Source organism: Kitasatospora sp. NBC_01560 (genome assembly GCF_045208415.1).
In the GTDB taxonomy this organism is placed as follows: domain Bacteria; phylum Actinomycetota; class Actinomycetes; order Streptomycetales; family Streptomycetaceae; genus Kitasatospora.
The window spans coordinates 6,846,269-6,873,171 of sequence record NZ_CP109364.1 but is presented as its reverse complement, the minus strand read 5'-3'; the positions used below and the strand labels follow the sequence as shown (position 1 = coordinate 6,873,171).

27 protein-coding genes are annotated in these 26,903 nt (G+C 73.7%); 10 read left to right on the top strand and 17 right to left on the bottom strand.

Annotated features, from left to right (window positions below; all coding sequences use genetic code 11):
* The first annotated feature begins 2 nt into the window (after window positions 1–2).
* The 5 genes from OH807_RS29785 to OH807_RS29765 all read left to right on the top strand — a co-directional run bounded on the left by OH807_RS29785 (window position 3) and on the right by OH807_RS29765 (window position 4,533).
* The gene (locus OH807_RS29785; RefSeq protein ID WP_406204925.1) at window positions 3–1,556 is read left to right on the top strand and encodes a TldD/PmbA family protein; all 1,554 of its coding nucleotides are present in this window, start codon (window positions 3–5) and stop codon (window positions 1,554–1,556) included.
* Window positions 1,556–2,953, top strand: a complete 1,398-nt coding sequence (locus tag OH807_RS29780; protein WP_406204923.1) for a metallopeptidase TldD-related protein — start codon at window positions 1,556–1,558, stop codon at window positions 2,951–2,953. The genes OH807_RS29785 and OH807_RS29780 overlap by 1 nt, the downstream gene beginning before the upstream one ends.
* Before the next feature lie 31 nt (window positions 2,954–2,984).
* On the top strand, window positions 2,985–3,533 hold the full coding sequence (locus tag OH807_RS29775) for an RNA 2'-phosphotransferase (protein WP_406204920.1): 549 nt from the start codon (window positions 2,985–2,987) through the stop codon (window positions 3,531–3,533).
* A gap of 104 nt (window positions 3,534–3,637) precedes the next feature.
* Window positions 3,638–4,021, top strand: a complete 384-nt coding sequence (locus OH807_RS29770; RefSeq protein WP_406204917.1) for a DUF3099 domain-containing protein — start codon at window positions 3,638–3,640, stop codon at window positions 4,019–4,021.
* A 278-nt stretch (window positions 4,022–4,299) separates the two neighbouring features.
* Window positions 4,300–4,533 (top strand): hypothetical protein, encoded by a 234-nt coding sequence (locus OH807_RS29765; protein WP_406204914.1) that lies wholly within the window; start codon window positions 4,300–4,302, stop codon window positions 4,531–4,533.
* Between the two features lie 64 nt (window positions 4,534–4,597).
* On the opposite strand, the gene moaA is transcribed toward OH807_RS29765, so the two are convergent.
* From moaA to OH807_RS29750, 3 genes are all read right to left on the bottom strand, one after another.
* A complete protein-coding gene (gene moaA / locus OH807_RS29760) occupies window positions 4,598–5,587 on the bottom strand; it encodes a GTP 3',8-cyclase MoaA (protein ID WP_406204911.1) in 990 nt (329 codons plus the stop codon).
* A gap of 98 nt (window positions 5,588–5,685) precedes the next feature.
* Entirely contained in the window at window positions 5,686–7,296 is a 1,611-nt protein-coding gene (locus OH807_RS29755) for a cation acetate symporter (protein WP_406204909.1), read from the bottom strand.
* Window positions 7,293–7,649, bottom strand: coding sequence for a DUF485 domain-containing protein (locus tag OH807_RS29750; protein WP_406204906.1), 357 nt, complete (start codon window positions 7,647–7,649; stop codon window positions 7,293–7,295). The genes OH807_RS29755 and OH807_RS29750 overlap by 4 nt, the downstream gene beginning before the upstream one ends.
* A 373-nt stretch (window positions 7,650–8,022) precedes the next feature.
* Here OH807_RS29750 and OH807_RS29745 point away from each other — a divergent pair, with 373 nt between their 5' ends.
* Window positions 8,023–11,274, top strand: a complete 3,252-nt coding sequence (locus OH807_RS29745) for a hypothetical protein (RefSeq protein WP_406204903.1) — start codon at window positions 8,023–8,025, stop codon at window positions 11,272–11,274.
* Between the two features lie 79 nt (window positions 11,275–11,353).
* On the opposite strand, the gene OH807_RS29740 is transcribed toward OH807_RS29745, so the two are convergent.
* Window positions 11,354–12,397, bottom strand: a complete 1,044-nt coding sequence (locus tag OH807_RS29740; protein ID WP_406204900.1) for a zinc-dependent alcohol dehydrogenase family protein — start codon at window positions 12,395–12,397, stop codon at window positions 11,354–11,356.
* Window positions 12,398–12,555: 158 nt separating this feature from the next.
* On the opposite strand from OH807_RS29740, the gene OH807_RS29735 reads away from it, so the two are divergent.
* Window positions 12,556–13,551 carry a DEDDh family exonuclease gene (locus OH807_RS29735; protein WP_406204897.1) on the top strand — a complete coding sequence of 332 codons (996 nt, stop codon included), beginning with the start codon at window positions 12,556–12,558 and terminating at the stop codon, window positions 13,549–13,551.
* Between the two features lie 31 nt (window positions 13,552–13,582).
* Entirely contained in the window at window positions 13,583–14,380 is a 798-nt protein-coding gene (locus tag OH807_RS29730) for an SURF1 family protein (RefSeq protein WP_406204894.1), read from the top strand.
* 81 nt (window positions 14,381–14,461) lie between these two features.
* On the opposite strand, the gene OH807_RS29725 is transcribed toward OH807_RS29730, so the two are convergent.
* Together OH807_RS29725 and OH807_RS29720 are read right to left on the bottom strand one after the other, a co-directional pair.
* On the bottom strand, window positions 14,462–14,791 hold the full coding sequence (locus OH807_RS29725; RefSeq protein WP_406204891.1) for a thioredoxin family protein: 330 nt from the start codon (window positions 14,789–14,791) through the stop codon (window positions 14,462–14,464).
* On the bottom strand, window positions 14,792–15,214 hold the full coding sequence (locus tag OH807_RS29720; protein ID WP_406204888.1) for a MerR family transcriptional regulator: 423 nt from the start codon (window positions 15,212–15,214) through the stop codon (window positions 14,792–14,794).
* A gap of 173 nt (window positions 15,215–15,387) precedes the next feature.
* On the opposite strand from OH807_RS29720, the gene OH807_RS29715 reads away from it, so the two are divergent.
* The gene (locus tag OH807_RS29715) at window positions 15,388–16,158 is read left to right on the top strand and encodes an SDR family oxidoreductase (protein WP_406204885.1); all 771 of its coding nucleotides are present in this window, start codon (window positions 15,388–15,390) and stop codon (window positions 16,156–16,158) included.
* Between the two features lie 22 nt (window positions 16,159–16,180).
* Here the strand turns inward: OH807_RS29715 and OH807_RS29710 are convergent, their stop codons facing one another.
* The 9 genes from OH807_RS29710 to OH807_RS29670 form a co-directional block, all read right to left on the bottom strand.
* Entirely contained in the window at window positions 16,181–16,822 is a 642-nt protein-coding gene (locus OH807_RS29710; RefSeq protein WP_406204882.1) for an alkaline shock response membrane anchor protein AmaP, read from the bottom strand.
* Entirely contained in the window at window positions 16,822–17,505 is a 684-nt protein-coding gene (locus OH807_RS29705; protein ID WP_406204880.1) for a DUF6286 domain-containing protein, read from the bottom strand. Before OH807_RS29705 ends, OH807_RS29710 begins: the two co-directional genes overlap by 1 nt.
* Window positions 17,502–17,861, bottom strand: coding sequence for a hypothetical protein (locus OH807_RS29700; protein WP_406204877.1), 360 nt, complete (start codon window positions 17,859–17,861; stop codon window positions 17,502–17,504). Before OH807_RS29700 ends, OH807_RS29705 begins: the two co-directional genes overlap by 4 nt.
* Window positions 17,861–18,052 carry a hypothetical protein gene (locus OH807_RS29695; protein ID WP_392936213.1) on the bottom strand — a complete coding sequence of 64 codons (192 nt, stop codon included), beginning with the start codon at window positions 18,050–18,052 and terminating at the stop codon, window positions 17,861–17,863. The genes OH807_RS29700 and OH807_RS29695 overlap by 1 nt, the downstream gene beginning before the upstream one ends.
* Before the next feature lie 60 nt (window positions 18,053–18,112).
* Window positions 18,113–18,622, bottom strand: a complete 510-nt coding sequence (locus tag OH807_RS29690; RefSeq protein ID WP_406204873.1) for an Asp23/Gls24 family envelope stress response protein — start codon at window positions 18,620–18,622, stop codon at window positions 18,113–18,115.
* A gap of 241 nt (window positions 18,623–18,863) precedes the next feature.
* Window positions 18,864–19,670, bottom strand: a complete 807-nt coding sequence (locus tag OH807_RS29685) for an enoyl-CoA hydratase/isomerase family protein (RefSeq protein WP_406204870.1) — start codon at window positions 19,668–19,670, stop codon at window positions 18,864–18,866.
* A 231-nt stretch (window positions 19,671–19,901) separates the two neighbouring features.
* Entirely contained in the window at window positions 19,902–20,135 is a 234-nt protein-coding gene (locus tag OH807_RS29680) for a helix-turn-helix domain-containing protein (protein ID WP_049658450.1), read from the bottom strand.
* A gap of 336 nt (window positions 20,136–20,471) precedes the next feature.
* A complete protein-coding gene (locus OH807_RS29675) occupies window positions 20,472–22,070 on the bottom strand; it encodes an ABC-F family ATP-binding cassette domain-containing protein (protein ID WP_406204867.1) in 1,599 nt (532 codons plus the stop codon).
* 267 nt (window positions 22,071–22,337) lie between these two features.
* Complete coding sequence (locus tag OH807_RS29670; RefSeq protein WP_406204864.1) at window positions 22,338–23,282, bottom strand: hypothetical protein; 945 nt, start codon at window positions 23,280–23,282, stop codon at window positions 22,338–22,340.
* Window positions 23,283–23,626: 344 nt separating this feature from the next.
* On the opposite strand from OH807_RS29670, the gene OH807_RS29665 reads away from it, so the two are divergent.
* Window positions 23,627–24,862, top strand: a complete 1,236-nt coding sequence (locus OH807_RS29665) for a glycoside hydrolase family 26 protein (protein ID WP_406204861.1) — start codon at window positions 23,627–23,629, stop codon at window positions 24,860–24,862.
* Window positions 24,863–24,910: 48 nt separating this feature from the next.
* Here the strand turns inward: OH807_RS29665 and OH807_RS29660 are convergent, their stop codons facing one another.
* Together OH807_RS29660 and OH807_RS29655 are read right to left on the bottom strand one after the other, a co-directional pair.
* Complete coding sequence (locus tag OH807_RS29660) at window positions 24,911–26,074, bottom strand: GNAT family N-acetyltransferase (RefSeq protein ID WP_406204858.1); 1,164 nt, start codon at window positions 26,072–26,074, stop codon at window positions 24,911–24,913.
* Window positions 26,071–26,874, bottom strand: a complete 804-nt coding sequence (locus OH807_RS29655) for a hypothetical protein (RefSeq protein ID WP_406204855.1) — start codon at window positions 26,872–26,874, stop codon at window positions 26,071–26,073. Before OH807_RS29655 ends, OH807_RS29660 begins: the two co-directional genes overlap by 4 nt.
* Window positions 26,875–26,903 lie beyond the last annotated feature (29 nt).

Sequence of the window (26,903 nt, the reverse complement as noted above, 5' to 3'; positions counted from 1 at the left end):
CGATGCCCCCGACCAGCAGCGCCGGCGCCCCGCGCGGGCGCGCCGTCGACCCGCAGTTCCTCGCCCTCCCGCTGCGCGCGCTGGCCGACGCCGCCCTCACCCGGGCGCGCGAACTCGGCGCCGCGCACGCCGACTTCCGGCTGGAGCGGGTCCGCAGCGCCTCCTGGCGGCTGCGCGACGCCCGCCCGGCCGGCACCTCCGACAGCGTGCAGCTCGGCTTCGCCGTCCGGGTGCTGCTGGACGGCGCCTGGGGCTTCGCCGCCGGGGTGGACCTGACGACGGCCGCGGCGGCGAAGGTCGCCGAGCAGGCCGTCGCGGTGGCCCGGCTCTCGGGCGGGATCAGCCGGGCGGCCGGGTCGAAGGAGCGGGTCGAGCTGGCCGACGAGCCGGTGTACCCGGACGCGACCTGGATCTCGGCGTACGAGGTGAACCCCTTCGAGGTGCCGGACGCGGAGAAGACGGCGCTGCTCGCCGGCTGGAGCTCGCGGCTGCTGGCCGCCGAGGGCGTCTCGCACGTCCAGGCCACCCTGCTGACGGTGCAGGAGAACAAGTTCTACGCCGACACCGCCGGGACGGTGACCACCCAGCAGCGGATCCGGCTGCACCCGACGGTGGAGGCCACCTCGGTGGACGAGCGGACCGGGGCCTTCGACTCGATGCGCACCCTGGCCCCGCCGGCCGGCCGCGGCTGGGAGTACCTGCGGGGCACCGGCTGGGACTGGGAGGCCGAGCTGGCCGAACTGCCCGTGCTGCTGGCCGAGAAGATGAAGGCGCCGAGCGTCGAGGCCGGCCACTACGACCTGGTGGTCGACCCGTCCAACCTCTGGCTGACCATCCACGAGTCGATCGGTCACGCCACCGAGCTGGACCGCGCGCTCGGCTACGAGGCCGCCTACGCCGGCACCTCCTTCGCCACCTTCGACCGGCTGGGCACGTTGCAGTACGGCTCCGGGCTGATGCACGTCACCGGTGACCGCACCGCCGAGCACGGCCTCTCCACCATCGGCTACGACGACGAGGGCGTCGCCACGCAGTCCTGGGACCTCGTCAAGGACGGCGTCCTGGTCGGCTACCAGCTGGACCGCGCGATGGCGAAGCTCAAGGGCTTCGACCGCTCCAACGGCTGCGCCTTCGCCGACTCCCCGGCCCACGTCCCGGTGCAGCGGATGGCCAACGTCTCGCTCCAGCCGGCCGCCGACGGCCCGTCCACCGAGGGCCTGTTCGCCGGCGTGGAGAACGGCCTCTACATCGTCGGCGACCGCTCCTGGTCGATCGACATGCAGCGCTACAACTTCCAGTTCACCGGCCAGCGCGCGTACGCCATCAGGAACGGCGAACTCGCCGGGCAGGTGAAGGACTTCGCCTACCAGGCCACCACCACCGACTTCTGGGGCTCGATGGCGGCCGTCGGCGGCCCGGAGACCTACGTCCTCGGCGGCGCCTTCAACTGCGGCAAGGCCCAGCCCGGCCAGGTCGCGGCGGTCAGCCACGGCTGCCCGTCCGCACTGTTCCGCAACGTCAACGTGCTCAACACCCAGCAGGAGGCGGGTCACTGATGGCCGCGACGCAGCCCCACGAACTCGTCGAGCTGGCGCTCGGCCTCTCCCGCGCCGACGGCTGCGTGGTGATCGCCGACGAGGAGTCGACGGCCAACCTCCGCTGGGCCGGCAACGCGCTCACCACCAACGGCGTCACCCGCGGCCGCCGGCTCACCGTGATCGCCACCGTCGCCGGGGCCGAGGGCACCGCGTCCGGGGTGGTCTCCCGCGAGGCCGTCACCCCGGACGAGGTGGAGAGCCTGGTCCGGGCCGCCGAGGACGCCGCCCGCGCGGCCGGCCCGGCCGAGGACGCCCAGCCCCCGGTGGCCGGGCGTCCCGCCTCGCCCGACTTCACCGAGCCGCCGGCCGAGACCTCGATCGAGGTCTTCGCCGCCTTCGCCCCCGCCCTCGGCGAGGCCTTCGCCCGGGCCGCCGCCCAGGGCGAGCTGCTCTACGGCTTCGCCCGGCACGAGCTGGTCACCAGCTACCTGGGCACCTCCACCGGCCTGCGGCTGCGCCACGACCAGCCGACCGGCATGGTCGAGCTGAACGCCAAGACGGCCGACCTCTCCGGCTCGGCCTGGGCCGGCGCCGCCACCCAGGACTTCACCGACGTCGACGTCACCGCCCTGCACGCCGAGCTGACCAAGCGGCTCGGCTGGGGCGCACGGCGGATCGACCTGCCGGCCGGCCGGTACGAGACGCTGCTGCCGCCCTCCGCCGTCGCCGACCTGATGGTCTACCTGTCGTGGTCGGCCGGCGGCCGGGACGCCGCCGAGGGCCGGACGGTGTTCTCCAAGCCCGGCGGCGGCACCCGGATCGGCGACCGGCTGGCCAAGCTGCCGCTGACGCTGCGCTCCGACCCGCACGAGCCGGGCCTGGAGGCCGCGCCGTTCGTCCTCGCGCACTCCACCGGCGGCGACGTCTCGGTCTTCGACAACGGCGAGCCGCTGGCCGGCACCGACTGGATCCGCGACGGCGAGCTGGCCGGGCTGGTCACCAGCCGGCACTCGGCCGGCCTCACCGGCCTGCCGCTGCGGCCGGCGATCGACAACCTCGTCCTGGAGACGGCCGACCAGGCGGCCGCGCCGACCCTGGACGAGATGATCGCCCGCACCGAGCGCGGCCTGCTGCTCACCTGCCTCTGGTACATCCGCGAGGTGGACCCGGCGACGCTGCTGCTCACCGGCCTCACCCGGGACGGCGTCTACCTGGTGGAGAACGGCGAGGTCGTCGGCGCGGTCAACAACTTCCGCTTCAACGAGTCGCCGGTGGACCTGCTCGACCGGATCACCGAGGCGGGCCGCACCGAGCGCTGCCTGCCGCGCGAGTGGAGCGACTGGTTCACCCGCACCGCGATGCCGCCCGTCCGGGTGGCGGACTTCAACATGAGTTCGGTCAGCCAGGCGTCCTGACGCCCGGCCGCCACGGGGGAAGGATCGAGAGATGGACGAGAAGCGCACGGTCAGGACCAGCAAGATGCTGTCCCGCGTCCTGCGGCACGAGCCCGAGCGGATCGGGATCACCCTGGACGAGGCCGGCTGGGTACGGGTCGACGTCCTGCTGGCCGCCCTCGCGGCCAAGGGCGGCCGGCTGACCAGGGCCGAGCTGGACCACGTGGTGGCGACCAACAACAAGCGCCGCTTCGGCTACTCCGAGGACGGTCTCTCGATCCGTGCCAACCAGGGGCACACGGTGGCGGTCGACCTCGGTCTGGCCGCCGCCGAGCCCCCGGCGGTGCTGTTCCACGGCACCGCCTCCCGGAGCCTGGACGCGATCTTCCGGGACGGCCTGCTGCCGATGGCCCGGCAGGACGTCCACCTCTCGGCCGACACCGACACGGCCGTGCGGGTCGGCTCCCGGCACGGCCGGCCGGTGGTGCTCTCGGTCGACGCCGCCGCGATGGCGGCGGCCGGCCACGAGTTCCGGATCAGCGCCAACGGCGTCTGGCTGACCGCCGCGGTGCCGCCGGAGTACCTCGCCCGGCCCCGGTAGCGCGTGTCCGTCCGCCCCGGTCTCGCCGCCGGTCCCGGCCGGGCGTACCGTGAGGTGGCCGCGCGGCGAGACGCGCGGGAGCGTGGACGAGGGCGGTAGGACACATGGGCAAGCGTGCCGGCGGTGGAGAGGTCCACCGGATCACGGGGGCTCGCAGCAGCCTCAGCGAGGACGTCCGCGGTCGGCAGCGCCGCTACGTCGCCTCGATGCTGCTGCGCACGGTCTGCGTGCTGCTGGCGGTGATCCTCTGGGACGTCCAGCGCTGGCTGGCGGTCGGTGCGCTGGCCGGGGCCGTCCTGCTGCCGTACTTCGCCGTGCTGATCGCCAACGCGGGCCGCGAACGCGCCCCGGGCCTGCCGAGCACCTTCGACGTCCCGCCGGACGTCCCGCTGATGCTCGGGCCCGGTGGTAGAGGTGGTGCGGGTGCGACGCACGGTAAGGGTGGGACCAAGGATGTACCCACCGATCCTTCACAGGGGTCGAACTGACCGTCCGTTTTGGCTGGATTTCTGCCGGCCACCGCTACGGAAAGCTCAAAAGAACCTCAGATTAATCATGCAAGACCTCCCCACCCGAGGGTCTCGCCGTGACATACTGCGTACGCGCTCCGCATCCCCCGTCGGAGCGACGGACCGACGCCGGGCGGCTCCCCCCGTGGCTGCCCGGCGTCGCCATGCCCGGATCCGGCAGCGGCCCGAACGCGTGACACACGGCGCGTGACAGACTGGCGGTGACGACACCCCGCCCACCGTTCGAGGACGGCCCCATGCTCTTTCCGGACTCCCCCCAGCCGCAGGCCCCGGTCTGCTCCGCCAAGGGCTGCCGGGCGGACGCCGACTGGGTGCTGGTGTGGAACAACCCCAAGCTGCACACCCCGGACCGGCGCAAGACCTGGCTGGCCTGCGGGGAGCACCGCGAGCACCTCGCGCAGTTCCTCGGCGTGCGCGGGTTCCTCAAGGAGGTCGTCGCCTTTGCCGACTGGACGCCCGAGACCGACTGACCCGACCGGGAACGGCCACGGCCCGACCGAACGCCGAACCGGCCGCCGGTAGCCGGCCGCCGGGCTAGCCGCCTATCGCCGACATCGGCCGGTCGGGCTGGTGGAACTCCGGGTTGTCGATCCCGGCGCCGGCCTTCTTGCCCCACATCGCGACCCGCCACAGCTCGCCGATCTCGGCGTCGCTGCCGCCCGAGCGCAGCGCGGACCGCAGGTCAGTCTCACCCGTCGCGAAGAGGCAGTTGCGCACCTGCCCGTCGGCGGTGAGCCTGGTCCGGTCGCAGGCCCGGCAGAAGGGCCGGGTGACGGAGGCGATCACGCCCACCCGGCCCGGGCCGCCGTCCACCAGCCAGCGTTCGGCCGGCGCCGCACCGCGCCGGGCGGAGGGCTCGGGGGTGAGCGTGAACCGGGCGGCGAGGCGGTCCAGGATCTCCTCGGCGGTGATCATCCGGGACCGGTCCCAGCCGTGCTGGGCGTCCAGCGGCATCTGCTCGATGAACCGCAGCTCGTAGCCGCGCTCCAGGCACCAGGCCAGCAGCTCGGGCGCCTCGTGGTCGTTCACCCCGCGCATCAGCACTGCGTTCAGCTTGACCGGCACCAGCCCGGCGGCCTCGGCGGCGGCCAGACCGGACAGCACGTCCTGGTGGCGGTGGCGGCGGGTGAGGGTGTGGAAGGTGTCCGGGTCGAGGGTGTCGAGCGAGACGTTGACCCGGTCCAGCCCGGCGGCCCGCAGCGCCTCCGCCGTCCGGGCGAGGCCGATCCCGTTGCTGGTGAGGGAGAGCTCGGGGCGCGGGTCGAGCCCGGCGCAGGCCGCGACGATGCCGACCAGCCCGGGCCGCAGCAGCGGCTCGCCACCGGTGAACCGGACCTCCCGGACACCGAGGTCCCGGACGGCGACCGTCACCAGCCGGACGATCTCCTCGTCGGTGAGCAGGTCCGGCTTGGCCAGCCACTGCAGGCCCTCCTCGGGCATGCAGTAGGTACAGCGCAGGTTGCACCGGTCGGTGAGGGAGACCCGCAGGTCGACGGCGCGCCGGCCGAAGGTGTCGAGGAGCACGGCGTTCCCTTCCCGAGTTCTGCGGCCGGTCCGCAGGAATGCGGCCGGCCCGGCCGCCGAGACGACCGGGCCGGGCCAGCTTAGTCATCGGCCGCCCGTCAGTGGGCGCCCAGTCCGGTCAGCGAGCGGACCTCCAGTTCAGCGTACTTCGCCGGGTCGGCCTTCTCCTTGGCCAGCAGGGTGCCGATCCACCCGGCGAGGAATCCGATCGGGATGGAGACCAGTCCGGGGTTCTCCAACGGGAACCAGTGGAAGTCGGAGTGCGGGAAGAGCGAGGTCTTGGCGCCCGAGACGACCGGCGAGAAGATCACCAGCGTCACCGAGGAGATCAGTCCGGCGTACACCGAGCTGACCGCGCCGACCGTGTTGAAGCGCTTCCAGAAGAGCGAGTAGAGCAGGGTCGGCAGGTTGGCCGAGGCGGCCACCGCGAAGGCCAGTGCGACCAGGGCGGCGGTGTTCAGCTTCCCCGCGAAGAGGCTGAGCACGATGGCGACCGCGCCGATCGCGACGGCGGCCCACTTCGCGGAGAGCACCTCCTCCTTCTCGGTGGCCCGGCCGCGCCGGATGACGTTGGCGTACAGGTCATGGGCGAAGGAGGCCGAGGAGGCCAGGGTCAGCCCGGCCACCACGGCCAGGATGGTGGCGAAGGCGACCGCGGAGATCACCGCCAGCAGGATCGCCCCGCCGGTGGTGCCCGGGCCGCCGCCGAGCTGCTCGGCGAGCTGCGGGGCGGCGGTGTTGCCGGCCGCGTTGGCCGCCTTGATCGCCTTCGGGCCGACCAGGGCCGCCGCGCCGAAGCCGAGCGCGAGCGTCATCAGGTAGAAGCCGCCGATGATGCCGATCGCCCAGAGCACGGACTTCCGGGCCGCCTTGGCCGTGGGCACGGTGTAGAAGCGGACCAGGATGTGCGGGAGCCCGGCGGTGCCGAGGACCAGCGCGATCCCGAGGCTGATGAAGTCGAGCTTGCTGGTGCCGCTGGCGCCGTACTTGAGCCCCGGCTCCAGGAAGGCCGCCCCCTTGCCGCTGGCGTCGGCGGCGGCGCCGAGCAGCGCGGAGGGGTTGAAGTGGTACTTGGCCAGCACCAGGAAGGTCATCAGCGCGGTGCCCGCGATCAGCAGGACCGCCTTGACGATCTGCACCCAGGTGGTGCCCTTCATGCCCCCTATCACCACGTAGACGACCATCAGCCCGCCGACGGCGACGATGGTCAGCTGCTTGGCGCCGTCGCCGCTGACCCCCAGCAGCAGCGCCACCAGCGTCCCGGCGCCGACCATCTGGGCGAGCAGGTAGAAGATCGACACCACGATGGTGGAGATGCCGGCCGCGGTGCGGACCGGGCGCTGCCGCATCCGGAACGCGAGCACGTCCGCCATCGTGTAGCGGCCGGAGTTGCGCAGCGGTTCGGCGACCAGCAGCAGCGCGACCAGCCAGGCGACCAGGAAGCCGATCGAGTAGAGGAAGCCGTCGTAGCCGGAGAGCGCGATGGCACCGGCGATGCCGAGGAAGGACGCGGCGGACATGTAGTCGCCGGAGATGGCCAGGCCGTTCTGGAATCCGGTGAAGCCGCGGCCGCCGGCGTAGAAGTCGGCGGCGTCCTTGGTCTGCCGGCCGGCCCAGACGGTGATGCCGAGGGTGGTCAGCACGAAGATCCCGAACAGGGTCATCGTGAGGCCGCGGTGCTCGGTGGCGGAACTGGCGAGCAGGGTCATTCGGCGGCCTCCCGGGGGGCGTGGACCACGGCGCCCTGGGCCTCGCGGATCGCGGTGGCGGGCGGGTCGAGCCGCCGGTCCGCGTAGCGCGCGTACCAGGCCGCGATGGCGAAGGTGGTGACGAACTGCGCCAGCCCGAGCACCAGGGCGACGTTGACGTGCCCGACCACCTTGGTGCCCATCAGACCGGGCGCGTAGCTGGAGAGCAGGACGTACAGCAGGTACCAGAGGACGAATCCGATGGTGACCGGGAACGCGAAGCTTTGGAACGAGCGCCGCAGTGTGCGGAACTCCTCGCTCTCCTCAATGAGTTGGACTTCCGTAGGGGCAGTGGTGATCGGCGGCGATTCCACTCTGTCTCCTCACTCCTTCGGCGTAGTGGTGGCACCAGTGGAACGATCGGACGTGAGGGGCGTCACAGTCCGGATGCGCGCCGCGCAATGCTAGGAGCGTCATGCCCGCGCCGAAAGGTCTTGACCGCGATCAGCCAGCCGTTCACCCCGTCGCGCTAGTCAATTGGCTGAAATCAGACCATTCCGACGGCCGGAGGCGCATACGACCGACCCCTCGCGGAGGCGTCGTTTCACGGTGGTACTGTCCTGCCACTCATGAGATCTTCATGAGTTCGGACCGTCATATTCACGCGCCTGCTCGTGATCCGACCTTCCATCAGTTTTCGGACGAATGAGCGATCCGAGGCGCAGTACACCGGGGGGGAACACCACCGTGCCACCGAAATCCACCTCCACGAGACGGGCCCGCCTGTTCGCGGCCCCGCTCCTGGCGTCCGCCCTCGGCCTCGCAGGCCTGGCGCCCGTCGCGACCGCGGCGCCGGCCGCACCCGCCGGGACCGCCGACACCGGCGCCGCGCTGCCCGAACTGGTCGTCCCCGGGCAGCCGTTGCCCACTCCGCACACCGATGAGCTGCTCGCCGCGGGCGACAAGGGCTTCCTGCACGCCCAGCGCGACGGCAACTTCGCCTGGACCGCCTACGACACCGGCGCCACCCAGGTCGTCGCCAGCGACTTCTACGCCGCCAACCGCACCACCGCCAAGTACGGCGCCGGTTCGGACACGGCCGTCGCCTACACCTACCCCAACTCGGCCGAGACGTCCTGGAAGCTCAAGGACATGACGACCGGTGCGGTGACGATCCTGCAGACGGCCGACCAGCGCTTCGCCGAGGGCCTGTTCGGCAGTTCGATGCTCGTCAGCACCTCGGTGCCGACCGCCCCCGGCGCCTCGACCCTCAAGCTGGGGAGCCTGGCGTTCCTGCGCCCCAGCGGCGCCGACACCACGGTGATCGTGCCGCTCGACTGGGCCATGGCCGGCGGTCTGCCCGAGCGCGTCAGGGTCCTCGGCGGCGACGCCAAGCAGGCGTTCCTCGGCTACAACGACAGCGCGGGACGCTTCCACGTCGCCCTCGCCGACACTGTCACCGGCGAGTTGAACGTCTCGCTGCCGACGGCCCCCACCGACCCGGCCGTCTCCTCGTGCGTCGGGCCCGCGGCCCTCGGCCGGGACCGCGTGGCGTGGATGGCCAACGACTGCTCGGTCCACGTGCTGTCCCGCAAGCCCCTCAAACTGGACGGCGAGATCGTCCTCCCGTTCACGGCCCAGACCCGCCCGACCTCGATCGGCCTGACCGACAACTGGCTGATCACCGCCTTCTGGCCCGGCACCACCGACTACTCCTCGGCCAAGCCCCCGCAGAAGGAGCTCCGCGCCCAGTCGCTCGTGGGCGGCCCGCCGGTCACCCTGCTCCCCTACGCCTCCCCGACCCTGGTCCAGGCTCCGGACGGCTCCGTCCTGGCCGAGGGCGGCCAGGACTCCGGTGACTGGAAGGTCCGCAAGGTCCTCCCGTCCGGCGAGGCCCTGCCGTCCGTCCTCACGACCGGCCACACCGTGGCCCCGGACCCGCACACGGTGCGGGACATCAGCCTGGCGGCCGGCGTCCTCACCACCACCGAGACCGGCAGCGGCCCGGTGGACGGCTACTACCAGCAGAACGTGACGCTCGGCCGGCAGCCGGCCACCACCCCGCGGCTCTCGCTGGGCGCCGAGGCCGGGTTCACCGAAGCCGCGTACAACTGCCGCTACGACGTCCCCTGCGCCCGGCAGATGGGCACCGGGGACGGCCGTGTCGTCCACCTGGACACCTACATCGACCCGGTGGCCCGGTACGCCGAGAAGGCCCTGTTCATCCGCACCGGCAAGGACGTCCGGGTGGTCCGGCCCGCGGGCGGCATGAGCAACCTGGGTGGCCTCATCGAGGCCGCCGGCCGCTACGTGCTGATCAGGAACGGTGCCGAGGGCACCTCACGCGGTGTCATCGACATCGACTCCGCCAACCCGGGCGCCGTGATCGCCGGCACCATCGGCATCCAGGCCGCCACCATCGACGCCGGTGCCCTCTACGCGGCGACGGCCAAGCAGGGCGAGATCGCGGTGACCGACCTGGCCACCCGTCAGCAGACCCGCACCGTGCAGACCGGCGCCACCTCGGACCTCACCACCGTCATGGCCGCCCACGGCTGGCTCTACTGGTCCAGTGCCTCGGGCGCCGCGGGCGTCATCAACCTCACCACCGGCGCCACCGTCCCGGTCCGGGCGGGTGCGCTGTCCATGGGCGCCGGGTACCTGTTCTACGAGTACTCGCCGACCGCCAACCGCAGCACCCTGGTCACCTTCGAGACCGGCACCGCCGTCACCCGCGAGCTGCCGCTGCGGCTCGTCGACTACCCCTCCCAGGTGAACTGGAGCGCCGACCGCTTCGGCGGCGGCTTCGTCTACCGCGACAGCGCGCAGAACCTGCACGTGGTCTCGGTCACCGCGGCGGACCACGGCTCCACCTTCAACAGCGTCAGCCCGGTCCGCCTGCTCGACACCCGGGAGGGCATCGGCCGTCCCGGCAGCACCAAGGTCGCCGGGCGGGACACCGTCCCGCTCCAGATCGCCGGCCGCGCCGGCGTGCCGCTGGGCGCCAAGGCCGTCGCGCTGAACATCACCGCCACCGAGACCGACGGCAACGGCATGATCACCGCCTGGGCCAGCGGGGCACCGCGGCCCAACGCCTCCAACCTCAACTGGACGCCCGGGCAGACGATCCCCAACCTGGTGGTCGTCCCGGTCGGCGTCGACGGCAAGGTCAACCTGTTCAACGGCTCCGGCGCACCCGCCCACCTGATCGCCGACGTCTTCGGCTACTACACCGACAACGTCTCCGGCTCCACCTACAACACGGTCAGCCCCGAGCGCGTCCTCGACACCCGCGAGGCCATCGGCCGTCCCGGTACGGGCAAGGTGGGCGGCCGCGAGGCCTTCGCCCTCCAGATCACCGGTCGCGCCGGCGTGCCCGCCGGGGCCAAGGCCGTCGTCCTCAACATCACCGCCACCGAGACCGACGGCAGCGGCATGGTCACCGCCTGGGCCGGCGGCGCTCCCCAGCCCGCGACCTCCAACCTCAACTGGACGCCCGGGCAGACGATCCCCAACCTGGTGGTCGTCCCGGTCGGTGCCGACGGCAAGGTCAACCTGTTCAACGGCTCCGGCGCACCCGCCCACCTGATCGCCGACGTCTTCGGCTACTACACCGACAACGCCTCCGGCGCCACCTACAGCCCCGTCAGCCCGGACCGCCTGCTCGACACCCGTGAGGGCGTCGGCCGTCCCGGCACCGGCAAGGTCGCCGGGCGGGACACCGTCCCGCTCCAGATCGCCGGCCGGGCCGGCGTGCCCGCCGGGGCCAAGGCCGTCGTCCTCAACATCACCGTCACCGAGACCGACGGCAGCGGCATGCTGATCGCCTGGGCCGGCGGCGCCGCACTGCCGACCTCGTCCAACCTCAACTGGACACCCAACCTGACCATCGCCAACCTCGTCGTCGTCCCGGTCGGCGCCGACGGCAAGGTCAACCTGCTCAACGGCTCCGGCGCACCGGCCCACCTGATCGCCGACGTCTTCGGCTACTACAGCTGACGGCCCGGCACCCGGAGAACCGGCCGGCCGGCACCGCCCCACCACGGGGAGGTGCCGGCCGGTCGGCGTCGCGGCAGGGTCAGAACGCGATGCGGACCTTCAGCGCGGAGCGGTCGTCCATGGCCCGGTAACCGTCCGGGACGCCCTCCAGGCCGACCGTGCGGTCGAAGACCAGACCGGGCTCGATGGCGCCGGAGAGCACGTCCGGCAGCAGCTCGGGGATGTAGGCACGGGCCGGGGCGACCCCGCCGCCCAGCGCGACGTTGCGGCCGAACATCTGGCCGATGTCCACACCGGCGCTGCCGCCGTGCGGCACGCCGACGTAACCGACCGCGCCGCCGTCGCGGGTGATCGAGACGGCCGTCCGCATCGACTCCTCGGTGCCGACCGCCTCCAGCACGGCGTGCGCGCCCAGGCCGCCGGTCAGCTCCTTGACCGCCTCGATCGCGGCCTCGCCGCGCTCGGCGACCACGTCGGTCGCCCCGAACCGGCGGGCCAGGTCCGTCCGGGCGGTGTGCCGGCCGAGCGCGATGATCCGGCCCGCGCCGAGCCGGTGCGCCGCCAGTACGCCGCACAGGCCCACCGCGCCGTCACCGACGACCGCCACGGTGGCGCCCGGCCGCACCCGCGCCGAGACGGCGGCGTGGTGCCCGGTGGCCATCACGTCGGAGAGTGCCAGCAGGCCGGGCAGCAGCTTCTCGTCGCCCGCCGCGTCCTTCGGCAGTGCCACCAGCGTGCCGTCGGCGAACGGGACGCGCACCGCCTCGCCCTGGCCGCCGTCGGAGCCGACCTGGCCCCAGAACCCGCCGTGCGGGCAGGAGGTCTGCAGGCCTTCGAGACAGAAGTCACAGCTGCCGTCCGACCAGACGAACGGCGCCACCACGAAGTCGCCCCGCTTGAAGCCGCGCACCTCGGAGCCGGTCTCCTCGATCACACCGAGGAACTCGTGCCCGATCCGCTGGCCGGCCACCCGGGCCGCCACTCCCCGGTACGCCCACAGGTCGCTGCCGCAGATGCAGGCGTTGACCACCCGGACCACCGCGTCGGTCGGCTGCTGGATCACCGGGTCCGGTACGTCCTCGATCCGGATGTCGTTGGGGCCGTGGATCACGGTGGCGCGCATGGGGGTTCGTCCTTCGGGGAAACGGCTGCTTGGGGGTGTCCGGCAGCCAGGAGATATTCGACTGGGTGTACGACGAATACGCTCACCACTCTATTCCGGCCCGCGCTCGACAACATTCCGACCGAACCCGGTGGCCGTGGCGCTTATTCTGTTTGACCATGCATGCGATCCAGCCCGAGACGTCCGGCGCGCCACGGGCCGTCCCCGTCCCCGCCCAGCGCTCCGCCGCCCCCGCCGGAGGCTTCGCGGTGGTGGACGTCGAGACCACCGGCCTCGGCCGTTCGGACCGGGTCATCTCGGCGGGCGTCTACCAGCTGGACGCCGAGGGCGAGGTCACCGACCACTGGTACACCCTCGTCAACCCCGAGCGTGACCCAGGGCCGGTCTGGATCCACGGCCTCACCGCCCAGGCCCTGGCGGGCGCGCCGACCTTCCCCGAGGTCGCCGGCGAGTTCGCCGAGCGGCTGCGCGGCCGGGTCCTGGTCGCCCACAACGCGCTGTTCGACTGGAACATGATCTCCCGCGAGTTCTCCCGGGCCGGGCTGCACGCCCCGGTCGACCGGCGGATCTGCACCATGGTGCTCTCCCGCGACCTGCGGCTGCCGCTGCCCAACGGCAAGCTGTCCTCGCTCGCCGCGTACTTCGGCGTCCAGCAGCGCCAGGCGCACAACGCCCTGGACGACGCCCGGGTGCTCGCCGAGGCGTTCCGTCCCAGCCTGCACCTGGCCCGGGTGGGGGGCGTCCCGCTGCCGTTCCAGAACTGCGTCGCCGTCACCGACCTCGGCCAGGACGAGCCCGTCTCCGCCGCCCGCGCGTCGTGGACCGGCGCCTCGTACCGGCAGGCGAAGAAGCGCCCGCCGTGCCCGTACCCGAACCCCGGGCGCTGGGAGGACGGCAAGCCGCTGGTGCAGGGCATGCGGGTGGCGTTCACCGGCGACACCGCGACCGACCGCGAGCTGCTGGAGGACCGCGCGGTCGAGGCCGGCCTCCACATCGCCACCTCGGTGAGCCGCCTCACCAGCCTGCTGGTGACCAACGAGCCCGGCAGCTGGAGCGGCAAGGCCCGCCGGGCCCGGGACCTCGGCACGCCGGTGGTGGGCGAGGACGCCTTCCTCCAGTTGCTGCGCGAGGTCGCCCCGCACCCCGGTGCGTGATCCGGTTGTGAGGTGGGCGTACCGTGCCCGTGTGTACCGTTTTCTCCTCACCCGGCGCTGGCTGATCACCGTCCTGATCGCCCTGCTGCTGATCCCCGCCACGATCAAGCTGGGGTTCTGGCAACTGCACCGCCACGAGGCGCGGGTGGCCCGCAACGAGCTGATCGCACAGGCGCTCACCGTGCAGCCGGTGCCGTACGACACCCTGTCGACGGCCCCCGGATTCACCGTTCCCAAGGACCTGACCTGGCGCACGGTGACGGCCACCGGGCAGTACGACCCCGAGCACGAGTTCGTCGTTCGGAAGCGGACCGACTCCAGCGGGGCGATCGGCTACTTCGTGATCACCCCGCTGAAGCTGTCCGACGGGCGGGGCAGCGTCCTGGTCAACCGCGGCTGGGTGGACTCCGGCGGCTCCGCCACCACGTACCCGGCGGTGCCCGCCGTACCGGCCGGCGAGGTCGTCCTCACCGGCCGGATGCGGGCCGACGAGACCTCGGCCGGCAGCGGCATCCCCGACCGGGCCGGCCTGCCGGACCGCCAGTTCAACCTGATCAACACCGGCCAGCAGGCCAAGGAGACCGGCGCCACCCTGCTCGGCGGCTACCTGGAGCTCACCGCCACCACCCCGGCCCCCGCCGAGCAGCCCGCGCTGGTGCCCGAGCCGAACCACTCCGACATCGGGCCCCACATGGCCTACGCGATCCAGTGGTGGCTGTTCACCGCGATGATCCCGGTCGGGATCTGGGTGATGATCCGCCGCGAGGCCAAGGACCGCCGCAAGGAGGCCGCCGAGGCCGAGGTGGCACCCGTGGCGGTTCCCGCCTGACCCGGCCCGCCCCGGCCTGACCTGACCTGCCCCGGCCCGGCCTGACCCGAGCGGCCCCGCCTCCCGTGGGACGCCCGGTGCCTACAGGACGTCGTCCAGCTCGCGCAGCAGCCTGGCCTTGGCCCGCGCGCCGACCACCGCCTTCACCGGCTCGCCGCCGCGGAACACCATCAGCGTCGGCATCGACAGCACGGCATAGGCGGCCTGCGTCACGGGATTGCGGTCCACGTCCAGGCTGACCACCCGCAGCCGGTGCGCCTCCTCCCGCGCGATGTCCGCCAGCACCGGCACCATCTGGCGGCACGGCGGGCACCAGTCCGCCGTGAAGTCCACCAGGACCGGGCCCTCCGCCGCCAGTACCTCGGCGGCGAACGTCTCGTCCGTCACCGCCGGTACGCCCGCGATTTCCATCTACCGCTCCTCCCACTCGGTCGCCAACTCGCACTGGGGTGCCTGACCGGCCTCCGCCGCCAGGGCGTCACGGGCCCGCTCGGCCCGGGCAAACTGCCCGGACACCTGGGCGCGGACCTCCTGCAACCGGCCGATGCACTCGTCCAGCTCGGCCAGCTTGCGCCGGTAGACCTCCAGCGAGGCCGGGCAGGAGTCGCCCTCCGGATGGCCCGCCTGCAGGCACTCCACGAACGGGCGGGTCTCCTCCAGCCCGAACCCGAAGTCCTGGAGCGTCCGGATCTGGCGGAGCAGCCGGAGGTCCTCCTCGCCGTACGCGCGGTAGCCGTTGCCGGCCCGCCGGGCCGGCAACAGCCCGAGCTGCTCGTAGTACCGCAGGGCGCGCGTGGTCGTGCCCGCCTGCTGCGCCAGCTCGCCGATCCGCATGGCACCCCGTCCTTCCGTCCGGCGGAGCTCCGAGCACCGCCGGGTACGACGGTAGACCTTGACGCCGACGTCAAGGCCAGCGTGTGGCGCCCGCGGGCACGCACACCGGCTCCCGCCCGCGCCGACCGCGCCGCGGCTACCCCGCGCACCCGGCGACCCGGCAGGATGGGGCCATGGATCTCGGACTGAAGGACAAGGTGTACGTGGTCACCGGCGCGACCCGGGGCCTCGGCTTCGCGGCCGCCCGCGAGCTGGCCGCCGACGGCGCCCGGGTGCTGGTCAGCGGCCGGGGCGAGGAGTCGGTGGCCGCCGCCGTCGCCGCGCTCGACACCCTCGGCGGCCCCGGCACCGCGCACGGCCTGGTGGCCGACAACGCCGACCCGGAGACGGCCGGGCGCCTGCCCGCCACGGCCGTCGCGCGCTTCGGCCGGCTGGACGGCGTGCTGATCAGCGTCGGTGGCCCGCAGGCCGGCCCGGTGGCCACCACGCCCGAGGAGGCCTGGCGGGACGCCTTCGAGTCGGTCTTCCTGGGGGCGCTGCGGATCGCCCGTGCCGCGGCCGACGTGCTCGGCGAGGGCGGGGTGATCGGCTTCGTGCTCTCCAGCTCGGTCCGCCAGCCGATCCCCGGGCTCGGCATCTCGAACGGTCTGCGGCCCGGGCTGGCGATGGCCGCCAAGTCGCTCGCCGACGAGCTGGGCCCGCGCGGGATCCGGGTGGTCGGCCTGCTGCCGGCCCGGATCGACACCGACCGGGTCCGCGAGCTGGACGCCCTCGGCGGCGACGCCGACGCGGCCCGGAAGCGGAACAGCGCCGCCATCCCGCTCGGCCGGTACGGCACCCCGGAGGAGTTCGGCAGGGCCGCGGCCTTCCTGCTCTCCCCCGCCGCGTCCTACCTGACCGGGGTGATGCTGCCGGTCGACGGCGGCGCGCTGCGCACCCTCTGACGCCCGCTCCGCGGGCCCGCCGCTACCGGACCCGCGGGGCCCGGCGCCGGCCGCCGCCCCGGGGTTCGGCGGCCGGCTTCGCCGCCACCACCCGGATCCGCAGCTCGGCGGGCAGCTCGGCCAGGCCGAGGCTGGCCCGGGCGTCGCGGCGCGGGCCGGTCTCGAAGTGCTCGACCAGGGCCGCGGGATCACCCCCGGGGGTCAGCCGGACGGCGGCCCGCAGCCGCGGGTGCCGCGGCCCGCGGACCAGCCGGACGCCGGCCCGCTCGACCTCCGGGAGCGCGGCCGTGCCGATCTCCAGCGCCTCCTCCAGTGCCCGGCTGCTCAGCCGCAGCCGCAGCCCGCCCGCGCCGGGGGTGGGGACGGCGACGGTCGCCGACGTGCTGCGCCGGAGCTGCGTCCAGAGCCACCACCCCGCGCCGGCCACCACGGCCACCAGGGCGGCGATCACGACCGGCCACCACCAGGGCCGGCCCGCCCAGCGGGTCCGGGCCCGGGCACCGAGGACCGGCCGGTCGGGCGAGGCGAGCGGCCACCGGCGCGGCGGCTCCAGGCCCACCCGCCGGTACAGGTCGAGGCCGCCGGCCAGCACCAGCACCCCGACCACCAGGAGCACCAGGCCGGCCACGCCGAGCAGCACCCGGTTGACGGTGGACCGCGTCATCACGCCTCCCCTCCCCCGGCCGCCGGGGCGGCCGCACCCCCGGAGCCGCGCGACCGCCCGCGCCCCGTCCTCACGTCGAGCCGCAGCGGCCGCGCCAGGGTGACCCGCGCGAGCTCGTCCCGCAGCTGCCGCTGGACCGAGGCCGGATCGGCCGGGCCGGTCAGGACGACCTTCACCCGGCGGCTGTTGATCCGCACCGTGAGGTGCTCGACACCCGGCAGCCCGGCCGCCCGGTCGACCAGGAGGGTGCCCACGCCGGTCCGGTCGACGGCGGCGGAGGTGCCACCGTGCGGGAGCAGCGACAGCCAGCGCCGCAGCCCCGGGGCGAAGGCGAGCCAGAGCAGCCAGCCCCCGAGCAGGACGGCCGCGCCGGCGCCGAGCAGGACCCAGGGGTCGTCCAGGTGGCGGGTGGCCAGTTCGTCGGCGGTGGTGGCACGCCAGCGGCCGGCGGGGAGCCCGGTGCGGACGGCGATCACGTCGTAGAGCAGCGCTCCGGCGAGCAGCAGGGCGCCGGTGGCGACCAGGACGGCGGCCGTGGTGCGCGGGGCCCGCAGCCGCGGCACCCTGACCGGCGGCGGGGCGGGCGACGCCCCGGCCGGCGGGCCGGACCTCTCCGGCGGTTCGGGCAGGCCCGGCGGCTCCGGCGGGCCGGGCGGGAGCGCCCCCGGCGTCGGCCCGCTCATGCCCCGCCCCTGGGCACCAGCTTCTCGACGACCACCACCACCTCGCCGACCCGCGTCCCGGTGAGCCCCAGGACCTGGGTGGCGATCCGGTCGCGCACGGCCCGGGCCAGTGCGGCCAGGTCGGCGGGGAAGGGCAGCTCCACGGCGACCCGGACGGTGACGGTGGAGCCCGGGACGGAGACCGAGACGACCGGCGGGCTCCCCTGCTCGGCGCGCCCCTGCCAGACCTCGGCGAGCGCCTCGCGGGCGGCCCGGGCGGCGATCCGGGCGTACACCCGGTCGGCGATCCGGAGCCGCCCGCGGGCGGCGGGTTCGCGCCGGGAGGAGCCGGGGGCGGGGGTGGTGAGGGCCGCCATCAACGGCGCCGGTCGCGGCCGCGCAGCAGGTCGCCGAGGTCACCGAGCTCGATGTCGCCCTCCAGCAGCCGCCCGACCACGAAGCCGACCACGCCAAGCGCGGCCACCAGCAGGAACGCCGCGAACCCGCCGAAATACCCGGCGAAGCCGAGGGCCATGCCCACCACCAGGCCGACGATGGCCAGGTTCATCCGTTCCTCCTCGTCCGCTGTCTCCCCGCCGCGCGGGCGGGCCCCGCCACCCCGGGCGGGCTACCTCAACTTGGGCCGCTGCCCGGAGGAGACCGTCTCCTCTTCCTCCTCCTCGACATCCGGCTCGTCGGGCAGGTGGACGTCGTTGACCGCGATGTTGACCTCGACGACCTCCAGGCCGGTCATCCGCTCCACCGCGTCGATGATGTTCTCCCGCACCTGGCGGGCCAGTTCGGGGATGACCACGCCGTACTCGACGACCAGGGCGATGTCGATGGCGGTCTGCTTCTCGCCGACCTCGGCCTTGATGCCGCGGCCGATGCTGGACTTGCCGCCGGGGACCCTGTCACGCATCGCGCCGAAGGTCCGGGACAGGCCCGAGCCGAGCGCGTGGATGCCGGACACCTCCCGGGCGGCCATGCCGGCGATCTTCTCGACCACGCCGACGGCCAGCGCGGTGCGACCGCGTTCGTCGGACGTCCTGGTGCTGTCGCTGCTGGACGGCGTCCCGGCCGCGGCTGCGGCCGAGGGGTTCTTGTGCATGGTGGCGGGCGTCGGAGTGTCAGGCATGGGCGCTTCTCCCGTCGTACGGCTCCAGCTATATCGCAAATCGCTCCAACTCTGGCATTTCGCCACGTTTTCCGCCCCCGGAGGTCCTCCTCACGACAGGCCGGGCGTCCGTCCGGGCGTCCGTCCGCCTGCCCGGACAGGCATTCGGACGGGCGCGCGGCCCGCACCCGGCGCCGGGAACGCCGGAGGCCCGGCGCGCGGGTCTCACCCGCGCGCCGGGCCTCCAGCAGGAGCCGGCGGGTCAGTCGCCGATGCCGGCCAGGTCGCGCAGCCGGCGGGCCTGCGCCGCCCGCTCGGCCGCACACTGCTCCTCGTACGAGCGGCCGCCCGCACCCCGGAGCAGCGCCTTGGTCTCGATGACGGCGCTGCGCGGCGCGGCCAGCAGGGCGGCGACGAGGTCACGGGCGGCGCCGTCGAGCTCCGCGCCGGGGACGGCCAGGTTGGCCAGGCCGGTCGCGACGGCCTCCTCGGCACCGACCCAGCGGCCGGTGGCGCAGATCTCCAGCGCCCGCGCGTAGCCGACCAGGTCGGTGAGCGGCTTGGTGCCGGCCAGGTCGGGGACGAGGCCGAGCGAGGTCTCCTTCATGGAGAACTGCACGTCGTCGGCGACGACCCGCAGGTCGCAGCCGAGGGCGAGCTGGAAGCCGGCGCCGACGGCGTGGCCCTGGACGGCCGCGACGGTGATCAGGTCGGGGCAGCGCCACCAGCTGAAGGCCTCCTGGTAGGAGGCGATGGTGTCGTCGAGGTCCTTGTCGTCCGCGGCGGCCAGCTGGAGGAAGTTGCGCTCGCCGGGGATGCCCTCGGCGGTGAACATCGCACGGTCGAGGCCGGCCGAGAAGGAGACGCCCTCGGCGCGCAGCAGCACGACCCGGACGCTGCCCGGCAGCTCACGGCCGAAGGCCGCCAGCGCGCGCCACATCGCGGGCGACTGGGCGTTGCGCCGCTTGGGCTGACAGAGGGTGACGACGGCGAGTTCGCCGTCGATCTCCAGGCGGACGCCGTCCTGCTCCCGGCTCGGGGCCTGCGGGTCGGTGGCGGGGGCAGTCATGCGGGGACCTCCGGTGGCGAGGGACTTGGCTACCGGAGAGTAACAAACCTGGGCGCGCAGCGGCAGAGTGTCGGCGCACGCCGCGGCGAAGGATCGGGACAGGGCCGGCCGGCAGTGGCGGCGGGCATGACGATCGGCGGCCGGTTCGACAGGCCGGAGGCGGACGACCAGCTGTCGTCGCCCCGGCCGGCGCCCTGCCGCCGAGTCATCCGTCAATTCACTGACGGACCGTCAGGAGCTGGCTCCAGCAGTAGCTTTGTTCTTGCCCCGCGTGGCACCGCCGCGGCCCCGGAGAATCACTCCGGACTCGCTCAGCATCCGGTGCACAAAGCCGTACGAGCGGCCGGTCTCCTCCGCGAGAGCGCGAATGCTCGCCCCGGAGTCGTACTTCTTCTTGAGATCGGCCGCGAGCTTCTCACGCGCGGCACCGGTCACCCGGCTGCCCTTTTTCAGAGTCTCGGCCACCCGTGCCTCCTCATAGCGTTGCTCGGTCAGATTCCCATGATCACCCATCCACAGCGTCCTGGCCACCCATTCGACAAGGTCGATGTCGGGAATGCGTGGTCCACCGGTGGTGATCCGAGCGCACAAGGGCGCTCACGCAGAGTGCACGCCCCCGGGCAGGCTGCGCCGTCCGGCACGAAAGGGCTGATCAGCAGCGTCGGCCCGACCACGATCGAGTGGCGGGCCGACGGAAGCTCCTCAAACGGAACCGGGGACCTCTTCATTCCCGGACACGCCGTAAGGACTAGTTTTTCTGGTCCAATGAGGGGACTGTGCGTCTACTGCGTCCACCCGCCGTCAGGCGAGCGAGACCAGGTCGGCGTAGGCCGGGCTCCAGAGGTCCTCCACGCCGTCCGGCAGCAGGATGATCCGCTCCGGCTGGAGCGCGTCGACCGCGCCCTCGTCGTGGGTGACCAGCACGACCGCGCCGGAGAACTCGCGCAGCGCCCCGAGGATCTCCTCGCGGCTGGCCGGGTCGAGGTTGTTGGTGGGCTCGTCGAGCAGCAGCACGTTGGCGCTGGAGACCACCAGCGCGGCCAGCGCCAGACGGGTCTTCTCACCACCGGAGAGCACCCCCGCCGGCTTGTCGACGTCGTCGCCGGAGAACAGGAACGAACCGAGGATCTTCCGGATCTGCACCAGGTCGGTGTCCGGGGCCGAGGAGCGCATGTTCTCCAGCACCGTGCGCTCCGGGTCCAGCGTCTCGTGCTCCTGGGCGTAGTAACCGATCTTCAGGCCGTGGCCCGGGATCACCTCGCCGGTGTCCGGCTTCTCCACCCCGGCCAGCATCCGCAGCAGGGTGGTCTTTCCGGCGCCGTTGAAGCCCAGCACGACGACCCGGGAACCCCGGTCGATCGCCAGGTCGACGTCGGTGAAGATCTCCAGCGAGCCGTAGGACTTGGACAGGCCGCTGGCGGTCAGCGGGGTCTTGCCGCAGGGGGCCGGGTCGGGGAAGCGCAGCTTCGCGACCTTGTCGTTCATCCGGACCTGCTCCAGGCCGGAGAGCAGCTTGTCGGCACGGCGGGCCATGTTCTGCGCGGCCACCGTCTTGGTCGCCTTGGCGCGCATCTTGTCGGCCTGCGCGTTCAGGGTGGCGGCCTTCTTCTCGGCGTTCGCCCGCTCGCGCTTGCGGCGCTTCTCGTCGTCCTCGCGCTGCTGCTGGTACTGCTTCCAGCCCATGTTGTACACGTCGATCGCGGAGCGGTTGGCGTCCAGGTAGAAGACCTTGTTGACGACCGTCTCGACCAGCTCGACATCGTGCGAGATGACGATGAAGCCGCCCTTGTACGTCTTCAGGAAGTCCCGCAGCCAGACGATCGAGTCGGCGTCGAGGTGGTTGGTGGGCTCGTCGAGCAGCAGCACGTCGGAGTCCGAGAAGAGGATCCGGGCGAGCTCGACGCGGCGGCGCTGGCCACCGGAGAGGGTGTGCAGCGGCTGGGCGAGGATGCGGTCCGGCAGGCCCAGTGCGGCGGCGATGGTGGCCGCCTCGGCCTCGGCGGCGTACCCGCCCTTGGTGAGGAACTCGGTCTCCAGGCGCGCGTACTTCTTCATCGCGTTCTCCTGGGTGGCGCCCTTGCCGTTCGCCATCCGGTCCTCGTTCTCGCGCATCTTCTTCAGCACGGTGTCGAGGCCGCGGGCGGAGAGGATGCGGTCCTTGGCGAGGACGTCGAGGTCGCCGGTGCGCGGGTCCTGCGGGAGGTAGCCGACCTCGCCGGAGCGGGTCACGGTACCGCCGGCGGGCAGGCCCTCGCCGGCCAGCACCTTGGTGAGCGTGGTCTTGCCGGCGCCGTTGCGCCCGACCAGGCCGATCCGGTCGCCGGGGGCGACCTTGAAGCTCGCGGACTCGATCAGGACCCGGGCACCGGCACGCAGTTCGAGGGCGTTGGCGGAAATCATGGCTGGGACTACTCCTGGGACGTGGGCGGGCGCCCGGGCAGGGCCAGTGCGCCGGGGCAGCGGAAGGGGGCGTCGTCGGTGGACCGGCAGACCGCTCGGGGCGGCGCCGCTCGCCCGCTAGTGCCCGGAGAGAACAGCCATGGCGGCAAGTCTACCGGGCCCCGCGAGGAGGCCCGGAGGGACGACCGCCGACGGGCACCGGCCGGGACCGCTCACGGCCGGCCGCGAGCGGGCGGACCTCGCGCGGCCGGGTGCCCCGGCCCGGCGCTACGGCTGGGCGGCGCCGTCCGGAGCCGTGCCGTCGGAGGCCGCGCAGGTGCCCTGCGGGCGCACGGCGGCGAAGGTCTCGGCCGGAGTGCCGCAGGCCGACTCGGGGGCGGCCGCCTTGGTGTCGAAGACCTTCGGGCCGACGATCGGCCCGTCCGAGATCAGCACCCGTCGGCCGTCCAGCACCTTCAGCCCGACCGCCGGGCCCGCGTTCAGCGCCCAGCCGGTGCTGTCCAGCCGGTAGCCGGTGATGCCGCCGGAGACCGCCTGGCCGGTGCTGTTGGTGCAGGTGCGCGGGACGAGCACCGCGTACTCGGTGCCGACCGTGCGCATCGGGTCGTACGTGCAGTTGCCGGCGGGCTTGGAGTTGTAGCGCAGATCACCGTCGGCGTCGCGGAAGCCCATGGTCAGCTCGGGGGTGACCACCGCCACCCACGGCGCGCTCTGCTGGACGGTGTGCAGGGCCGCGGCGGCGCGCTCCGTCGCCAGCTGCTTGCGCTGCTCGTCGGTGCGCTTGTCGGCGCCCGGCTCGCCGTCGGCCTGCAACCAGTCGGCCAGGCCGGGCACGGCGCGGTGCCAGCGCACCTCGTGGTCGCCCGGGCGGACGGAGGTGACCAGGCCGTCGTCCCACACCACCACGGCGCTCTCGCCGGCCATCGACAGGTAGAGCGCGGTGGCGCCCTCGCGGCGGTAGGACCACGCGTGCTCACCGGTCGCGCGGTTGTACGCCTCCAGGCCGGGGCCCACCTTGAGCTCCAGCTCGGCGGCGCTCAGCGACTGCGCGTTGACCGGGCTGGCGCCCGCTCCGCCCGGCGCGGCCACCCGGTCCCCGAACGGCACCGGCTTGTTGGCGTGCGCGGCCGCGCCCGCCACAAGGACCAGCAGCACCGCCAGGGCAGGGAGGATCGATCGGGGGGTGAGTACACGCAGCGGCTTCCAGGACACGGGCGGAGCGTACCTTTCAGCACCCACCGGAGTCAGCCGGACCCGGCCGTGCGTCCGAAGGACGGAACGGAGGACGGCCGAATCGTGCCGCCCGCCCCGACCCGCCCGCCGACCTGCGCCGTCGGGCCCGGCGGCCGTCCGGGCACCCCCGCGGAGTACGGCTCCCGAGGCCGTTCGGACTGTTACAGAGGTGATACACGGCACGTTGCGGCAGACGGCGTTCGAATATTGCCCACTTTAGGGTGACATTCGGCTTTTCCGACGCCCGCGGGGCCTACTGTCTGCGAACGGGGCACCACGGTCCGTCCGCCCGGCCCCGTTCCGCGAAGCCCGGAGGAGAGACCATGCGAATCGGCCGCCTGACGCTGGCCGCCGCCGCCCTGCTGCTGCTGGCCACCGCCGGCGCCCCCACCGGGACGCCGCTCAGCCGGACCGAACGGCACGCCCTCTCCTCCGACGGCATCCAGCCGCGCGGAGCCGCTCCCCGGCCGACCGTCCAGCGGCCGAAGCACGAGCCGCCGTTCGGCGCCTTCGTCGGCTCCTGGGACAACTACATCCCCCAGCTCGGCCGGTACGCGCAGTGGCTGAACAACGCCAACCTGCAGGTCGGCCACACCTATCTGGCCGGAAACGGCTGGGCCGACATCGAGGGCGACCCGGTGGTCCTCGGCCTGTGGTCGCAGTGGCGGCTCGCCGACCCGTCCCGGATGCTCATCCTCGGCGTGCCGATGCTGGTGCCCAACGAGGCCGCCGTGCCGGACGCCGAGGTGGCCCGGCTGCTCGGCCAGGGCGCGCGCGGGGACTTCGACGGGCACTTCCTCAAGCTCGCCCGCCGGCTGGTCGCACTGGGCGGGGCGGACACCGTGCTCACCCTCGGCTGGGAGATGAACGGCGTCACCTACACGCACCGCTGCAAGCCCGATCCGACGGCCTGGAAGGCGTACTGGCGGCGGATCGTCTCGGTGATGCGGTCGGTGCCCGGGCAGCGGTTCCGCTTCGACTTCACGCCCAACCGGGGGGTGGACGCCATCCCGTGGACCAAGTGCTACCCGGGTGACGACGTGGTCGACATCATCGGCATGGACAGCTACGACCAGCCGGCCGGCGCCACCTTCGACGACTACGTGCGCGAGCCGTACGGGCTGCAGGACCAGGTGGAGTTCGCGGCCAAGCGCGGAAAGCCGGTGTCGTACCCGGAGTGGGGGCTGTTCCGGAACGGGGACAACCCGGAGTTCGTCCAGCGGATGGTGGAGTGGATGCGCACCCACGACACCAGCTACCAGACCGTGACCGACTACTGCCCGCACGGCTTCTGGCAGTGCGGGCAGAACCCGCGCTCCAGTGCCCGGTTCAAGCAGCTGATGGCCGGGTCCGGGGGAGCCCCGGCCACGGCGGTGCCGGCGGCGCCGGCACCCGCCCCCGCGATCACCCCGCCGGCCACGACCCCGCCGGCCACGACCCCGGGCACCCCGGCCGCCTCCCCTTCCGTCCCGCCGACCGCCGCCGCGTCCGCCTCGGCCACCGGCTCGGCGGGCCCGTCACCGAGCCCGTCGGCGGGCGGTGCTCCGGCCCGGCGCTGAACCGGGTGCGGGCGGGCCGGGCGCCCGCCCCGGCACACCGGTGGGGGTTCAGCTGCGGCGGCGGGCCGCCAGCGCCTCCTTGAGCCTGGGCAGGCGGGTGTTCAGCACGTGCACCGCGGCCCTGCGGGCCCGTACCGTCGCGGCCCGGGCGGCAGCGGCCGGGGCCGGTCCGCGCGGGCCCAGCAGCAGCCGCTGGTTCGGCAGCACGTCCGGCCGCCAGCGCTGCTTGTACGGCTCCTGGCCGCGCAGCAGGCTGAGCACCGGAATGCCCGCGCCGACCGTCTCGTCCAGCGCCGCCCCGAACAGCAGCCCCGCGATGTCGAGCCGCTCGCGCAGCTCCGGGTGGGCGCCGTACAGGTAGAGGCCGCCGAAGGAGGGGCAGAGCAGCAGCAGGTTCACCGCGACCAGCTCGCCGTTCAGCCAGTACTGGTGGACGGCGGCCCGGCCGGTCGCGACCAGGCCGGTGGTGGACTCGGCCAGGTGCCGGGCGAACCGCTCGGTACGGTGCTCCGGGGTGACGCCGCGCTCCTGCCACTGCAGGAAGTGCAGCCGCAGCAGGCCGTCCAGGGCCTCGGGCACCTCCTCCGGCGGGGTCGGGCGGACCTCGACCCCGACCTCCGCGATCTTGCGCAGCTTCACCCGGCTGCGCTGCGCCGTCCTCCCGGGCACCCGCTTGAGCAGCTGCTCCATCGGGACGGCCGGCAGGTACTGGCAGAGCGAGTCGGCGAACCGGCTGCGGCGGCCGCGCCACTGCGCGTACACCCGCTGCACGGCCGCCTCGGGATGCACCTCGCGCAGCTCCAGGCTGTGCCAGGGGCGGGTCAGCGGGAGCGCGGCGGCGAACTCGGCGGCGGCCCGGTCGGCGCAGGAGTCGTCGAGCAGGATGTCGGTGAAGTCGATCAGTCCGTCACCGAGGCCGGTCAGGCCGCCGAACGGGCCGCCGCGGCGCCGGAACGCCCCCGCGCCGACCAGCCGGCCGTCCCGGCGGACCAGCACCACCAGGAGCTCGCCCGGACGCCCGTACTGGCGCCACCAGGAGCACTGCCAGACCGCGGCCTGGAAGAAGGTGGCCGTCCGGCAGCGGGTGACCAGGTCGTCCCACTCGTCGGCGACGGCGTCCAGGGCGTCGTCCTCCCGGTGCAGCTCCGCCGTCCAGCGCGGCGCGCCGGCCTGGGCGGGGAAGCCGGTGGCCCGGGCGGCCTCGGTGCTCATCGACCGCTCCCGGCGGCACTCTTCTCCTGGCCGGCGCCCCGACCGGCCTTCCCCGCGGGTGCCGCCTGCGCCGCGCGGCCGGCCGGGGCCTTCTCGTCCCCGGCCCTCACCGCCGGGGCCGCCGCCTCCGTGACCGGGCTCTCCTCCCGGACGGGGCTCTCCTCGCGGACCGCGGCGTCCTCGGTGCGCGGGCGCGGGGTGACGGGCGCGGGCCCGGCGGCAGCGGCCGGCGCCGGGCCGGCCCCGCCCCGGCGGCGGGTCATCATCACCAGCGCGCCGATCAGCACACCGGCCGCGCCGCCGACCGCGACGTCCAGCTGGGCGGACGGGGTGGTCGGCTTCTCCGGCTCGGCGGCGGGGGCCAGCGGCACCAGCCGGACGCCGGTCTCCTTGCTGCTGGCGTTGGCGAAGGCCACCAGCGAACGGGCCACCGCGTCGGCGGCCCGGACGGCGTCCTGCGGCCGGCCGCCGGTGCCGGTGATCTCGATCATCGGGGCGTCCGGGGAGGTGGTGCCGTGCACCAGGGCCTCCAGCCGGGTACGGCTCTCGCCGGTTTCGGCGGCGGCCGCCGCGAGCACCTGCGGCTGGCCGGCCAGCCGGCCGTAGGCCTGCGCGAAGTTGATCGCGACGGCGCTCTCGCCCGGGTTCTGCGGCACCACGATCACGTAGGAGTTGGCGGCGTACGACGGGTGGGCCACCGCGGCGTACCCGGCGCCGCCGGCGGCGCCCAGCGGCACCGCGAGCACCACCGGCCACCAGCGGCGGGCCAGGCTGCGGGCGCTTCGGCGCGGTTCGGTCATGGGGTACTCCTTGGCTGAGCGGGCCCGGC

Bases quoted from the DNA above. Each gene is read 5' to 3' on its own strand.
- OH807_RS29785 (WP_406204925.1), top strand. From the start codon at position 3: ATGCCCCCGACCAGCAGCGCCGGCGCCCCGCGCGGGCGCGCCGTCGAC.
- OH807_RS29770 (WP_406204917.1), top strand. From the start codon at position 3,638: ATGGGCAAGCGTGCCGGCGGTGGAGAGGTCCACCGGATCACGGGGGCT.
- OH807_RS29725 (WP_406204891.1), bottom strand. From the start codon at position 14,791: ATGGAAATCGCGGGCGTACCGGCGGTGACGGACGAGACGTTCGCCGCC.
- OH807_RS29665 (WP_406204861.1), top strand. From the start codon at position 23,627: ATGCGAATCGGCCGCCTGACGCTGGCCGCCGCCGCCCTGCTGCTGCTG.
- OH807_RS29705 (WP_406204880.1), bottom strand. From the start codon at position 17,505: ATGAGCGGGCCGACGCCGGGGGCGCTCCCGCCCGGCCCGCCGGAGCCG.
- OH807_RS29700 (WP_406204877.1), bottom strand. From the start codon at position 17,861: ATGGCGGCCCTCACCACCCCCGCCCCCGGCTCCTCCCGGCGCGAACCC.
- OH807_RS29710 (WP_406204882.1), bottom strand. From the start codon at position 16,822: ATGACGCGGTCCACCGTCAACCGGGTGCTGCTCGGCGTGGCCGGCCTG.
- OH807_RS29690 (WP_406204873.1), bottom strand. From the start codon at position 18,622: ATGCCTGACACTCCGACGCCCGCCACCATGCACAAGAACCCCTCGGCC.
- OH807_RS29720 (WP_406204888.1), bottom strand. From the start codon at position 15,214: ATGCGGATCGGCGAGCTGGCGCAGCAGGCGGGCACGACCACGCGCGCC.
- OH807_RS29755 (WP_406204909.1), bottom strand. From the start codon at position 7,296: ATGACCCTGCTCGCCAGTTCCGCCACCGAGCACCGCGGCCTCACGATG.
- OH807_RS29695 (WP_392936213.1), bottom strand. From the start codon at position 18,052: ATGAACCTGGCCATCGTCGGCCTGGTGGTGGGCATGGCCCTCGGCTTC.
- OH807_RS29660 (WP_406204858.1), bottom strand. From the start codon at position 26,074: ATGAGCACCGAGGCCGCCCGGGCCACCGGCTTCCCCGCCCAGGCCGGC.
- OH807_RS29715 (WP_406204885.1), top strand. From the start codon at position 15,388: ATGGATCTCGGACTGAAGGACAAGGTGTACGTGGTCACCGGCGCGACC.
- OH807_RS29675 (WP_406204867.1), bottom strand. From the start codon at position 22,070: ATGATTTCCGCCAACGCCCTCGAACTGCGTGCCGGTGCCCGGGTCCTG.
- OH807_RS29685 (WP_406204870.1), bottom strand. From the start codon at position 19,670: ATGACTGCCCCCGCCACCGACCCGCAGGCCCCGAGCCGGGAGCAGGAC.
- OH807_RS29775 (WP_406204920.1), top strand. From the start codon at position 2,985: ATGGACGAGAAGCGCACGGTCAGGACCAGCAAGATGCTGTCCCGCGTC.
- OH807_RS29655 (WP_406204855.1), bottom strand. From the start codon at position 26,874: ATGACCGAACCGCGCCGAAGCGCCCGCAGCCTGGCCCGCCGCTGGTGG.
- OH807_RS29780 (WP_406204923.1), top strand. From the start codon at position 1,556: ATGGCCGCGACGCAGCCCCACGAACTCGTCGAGCTGGCGCTCGGCCTC.
- OH807_RS29735 (WP_406204897.1), top strand. From the start codon at position 12,556: ATGCATGCGATCCAGCCCGAGACGTCCGGCGCGCCACGGGCCGTCCCC.
- OH807_RS29765 (WP_406204914.1), top strand. From the start codon at position 4,300: ATGCTCTTTCCGGACTCCCCCCAGCCGCAGGCCCCGGTCTGCTCCGCC.
- OH807_RS29740 (WP_406204900.1), bottom strand. From the start codon at position 12,397: ATGCGCGCCACCGTGATCCACGGCCCCAACGACATCCGGATCGAGGAC.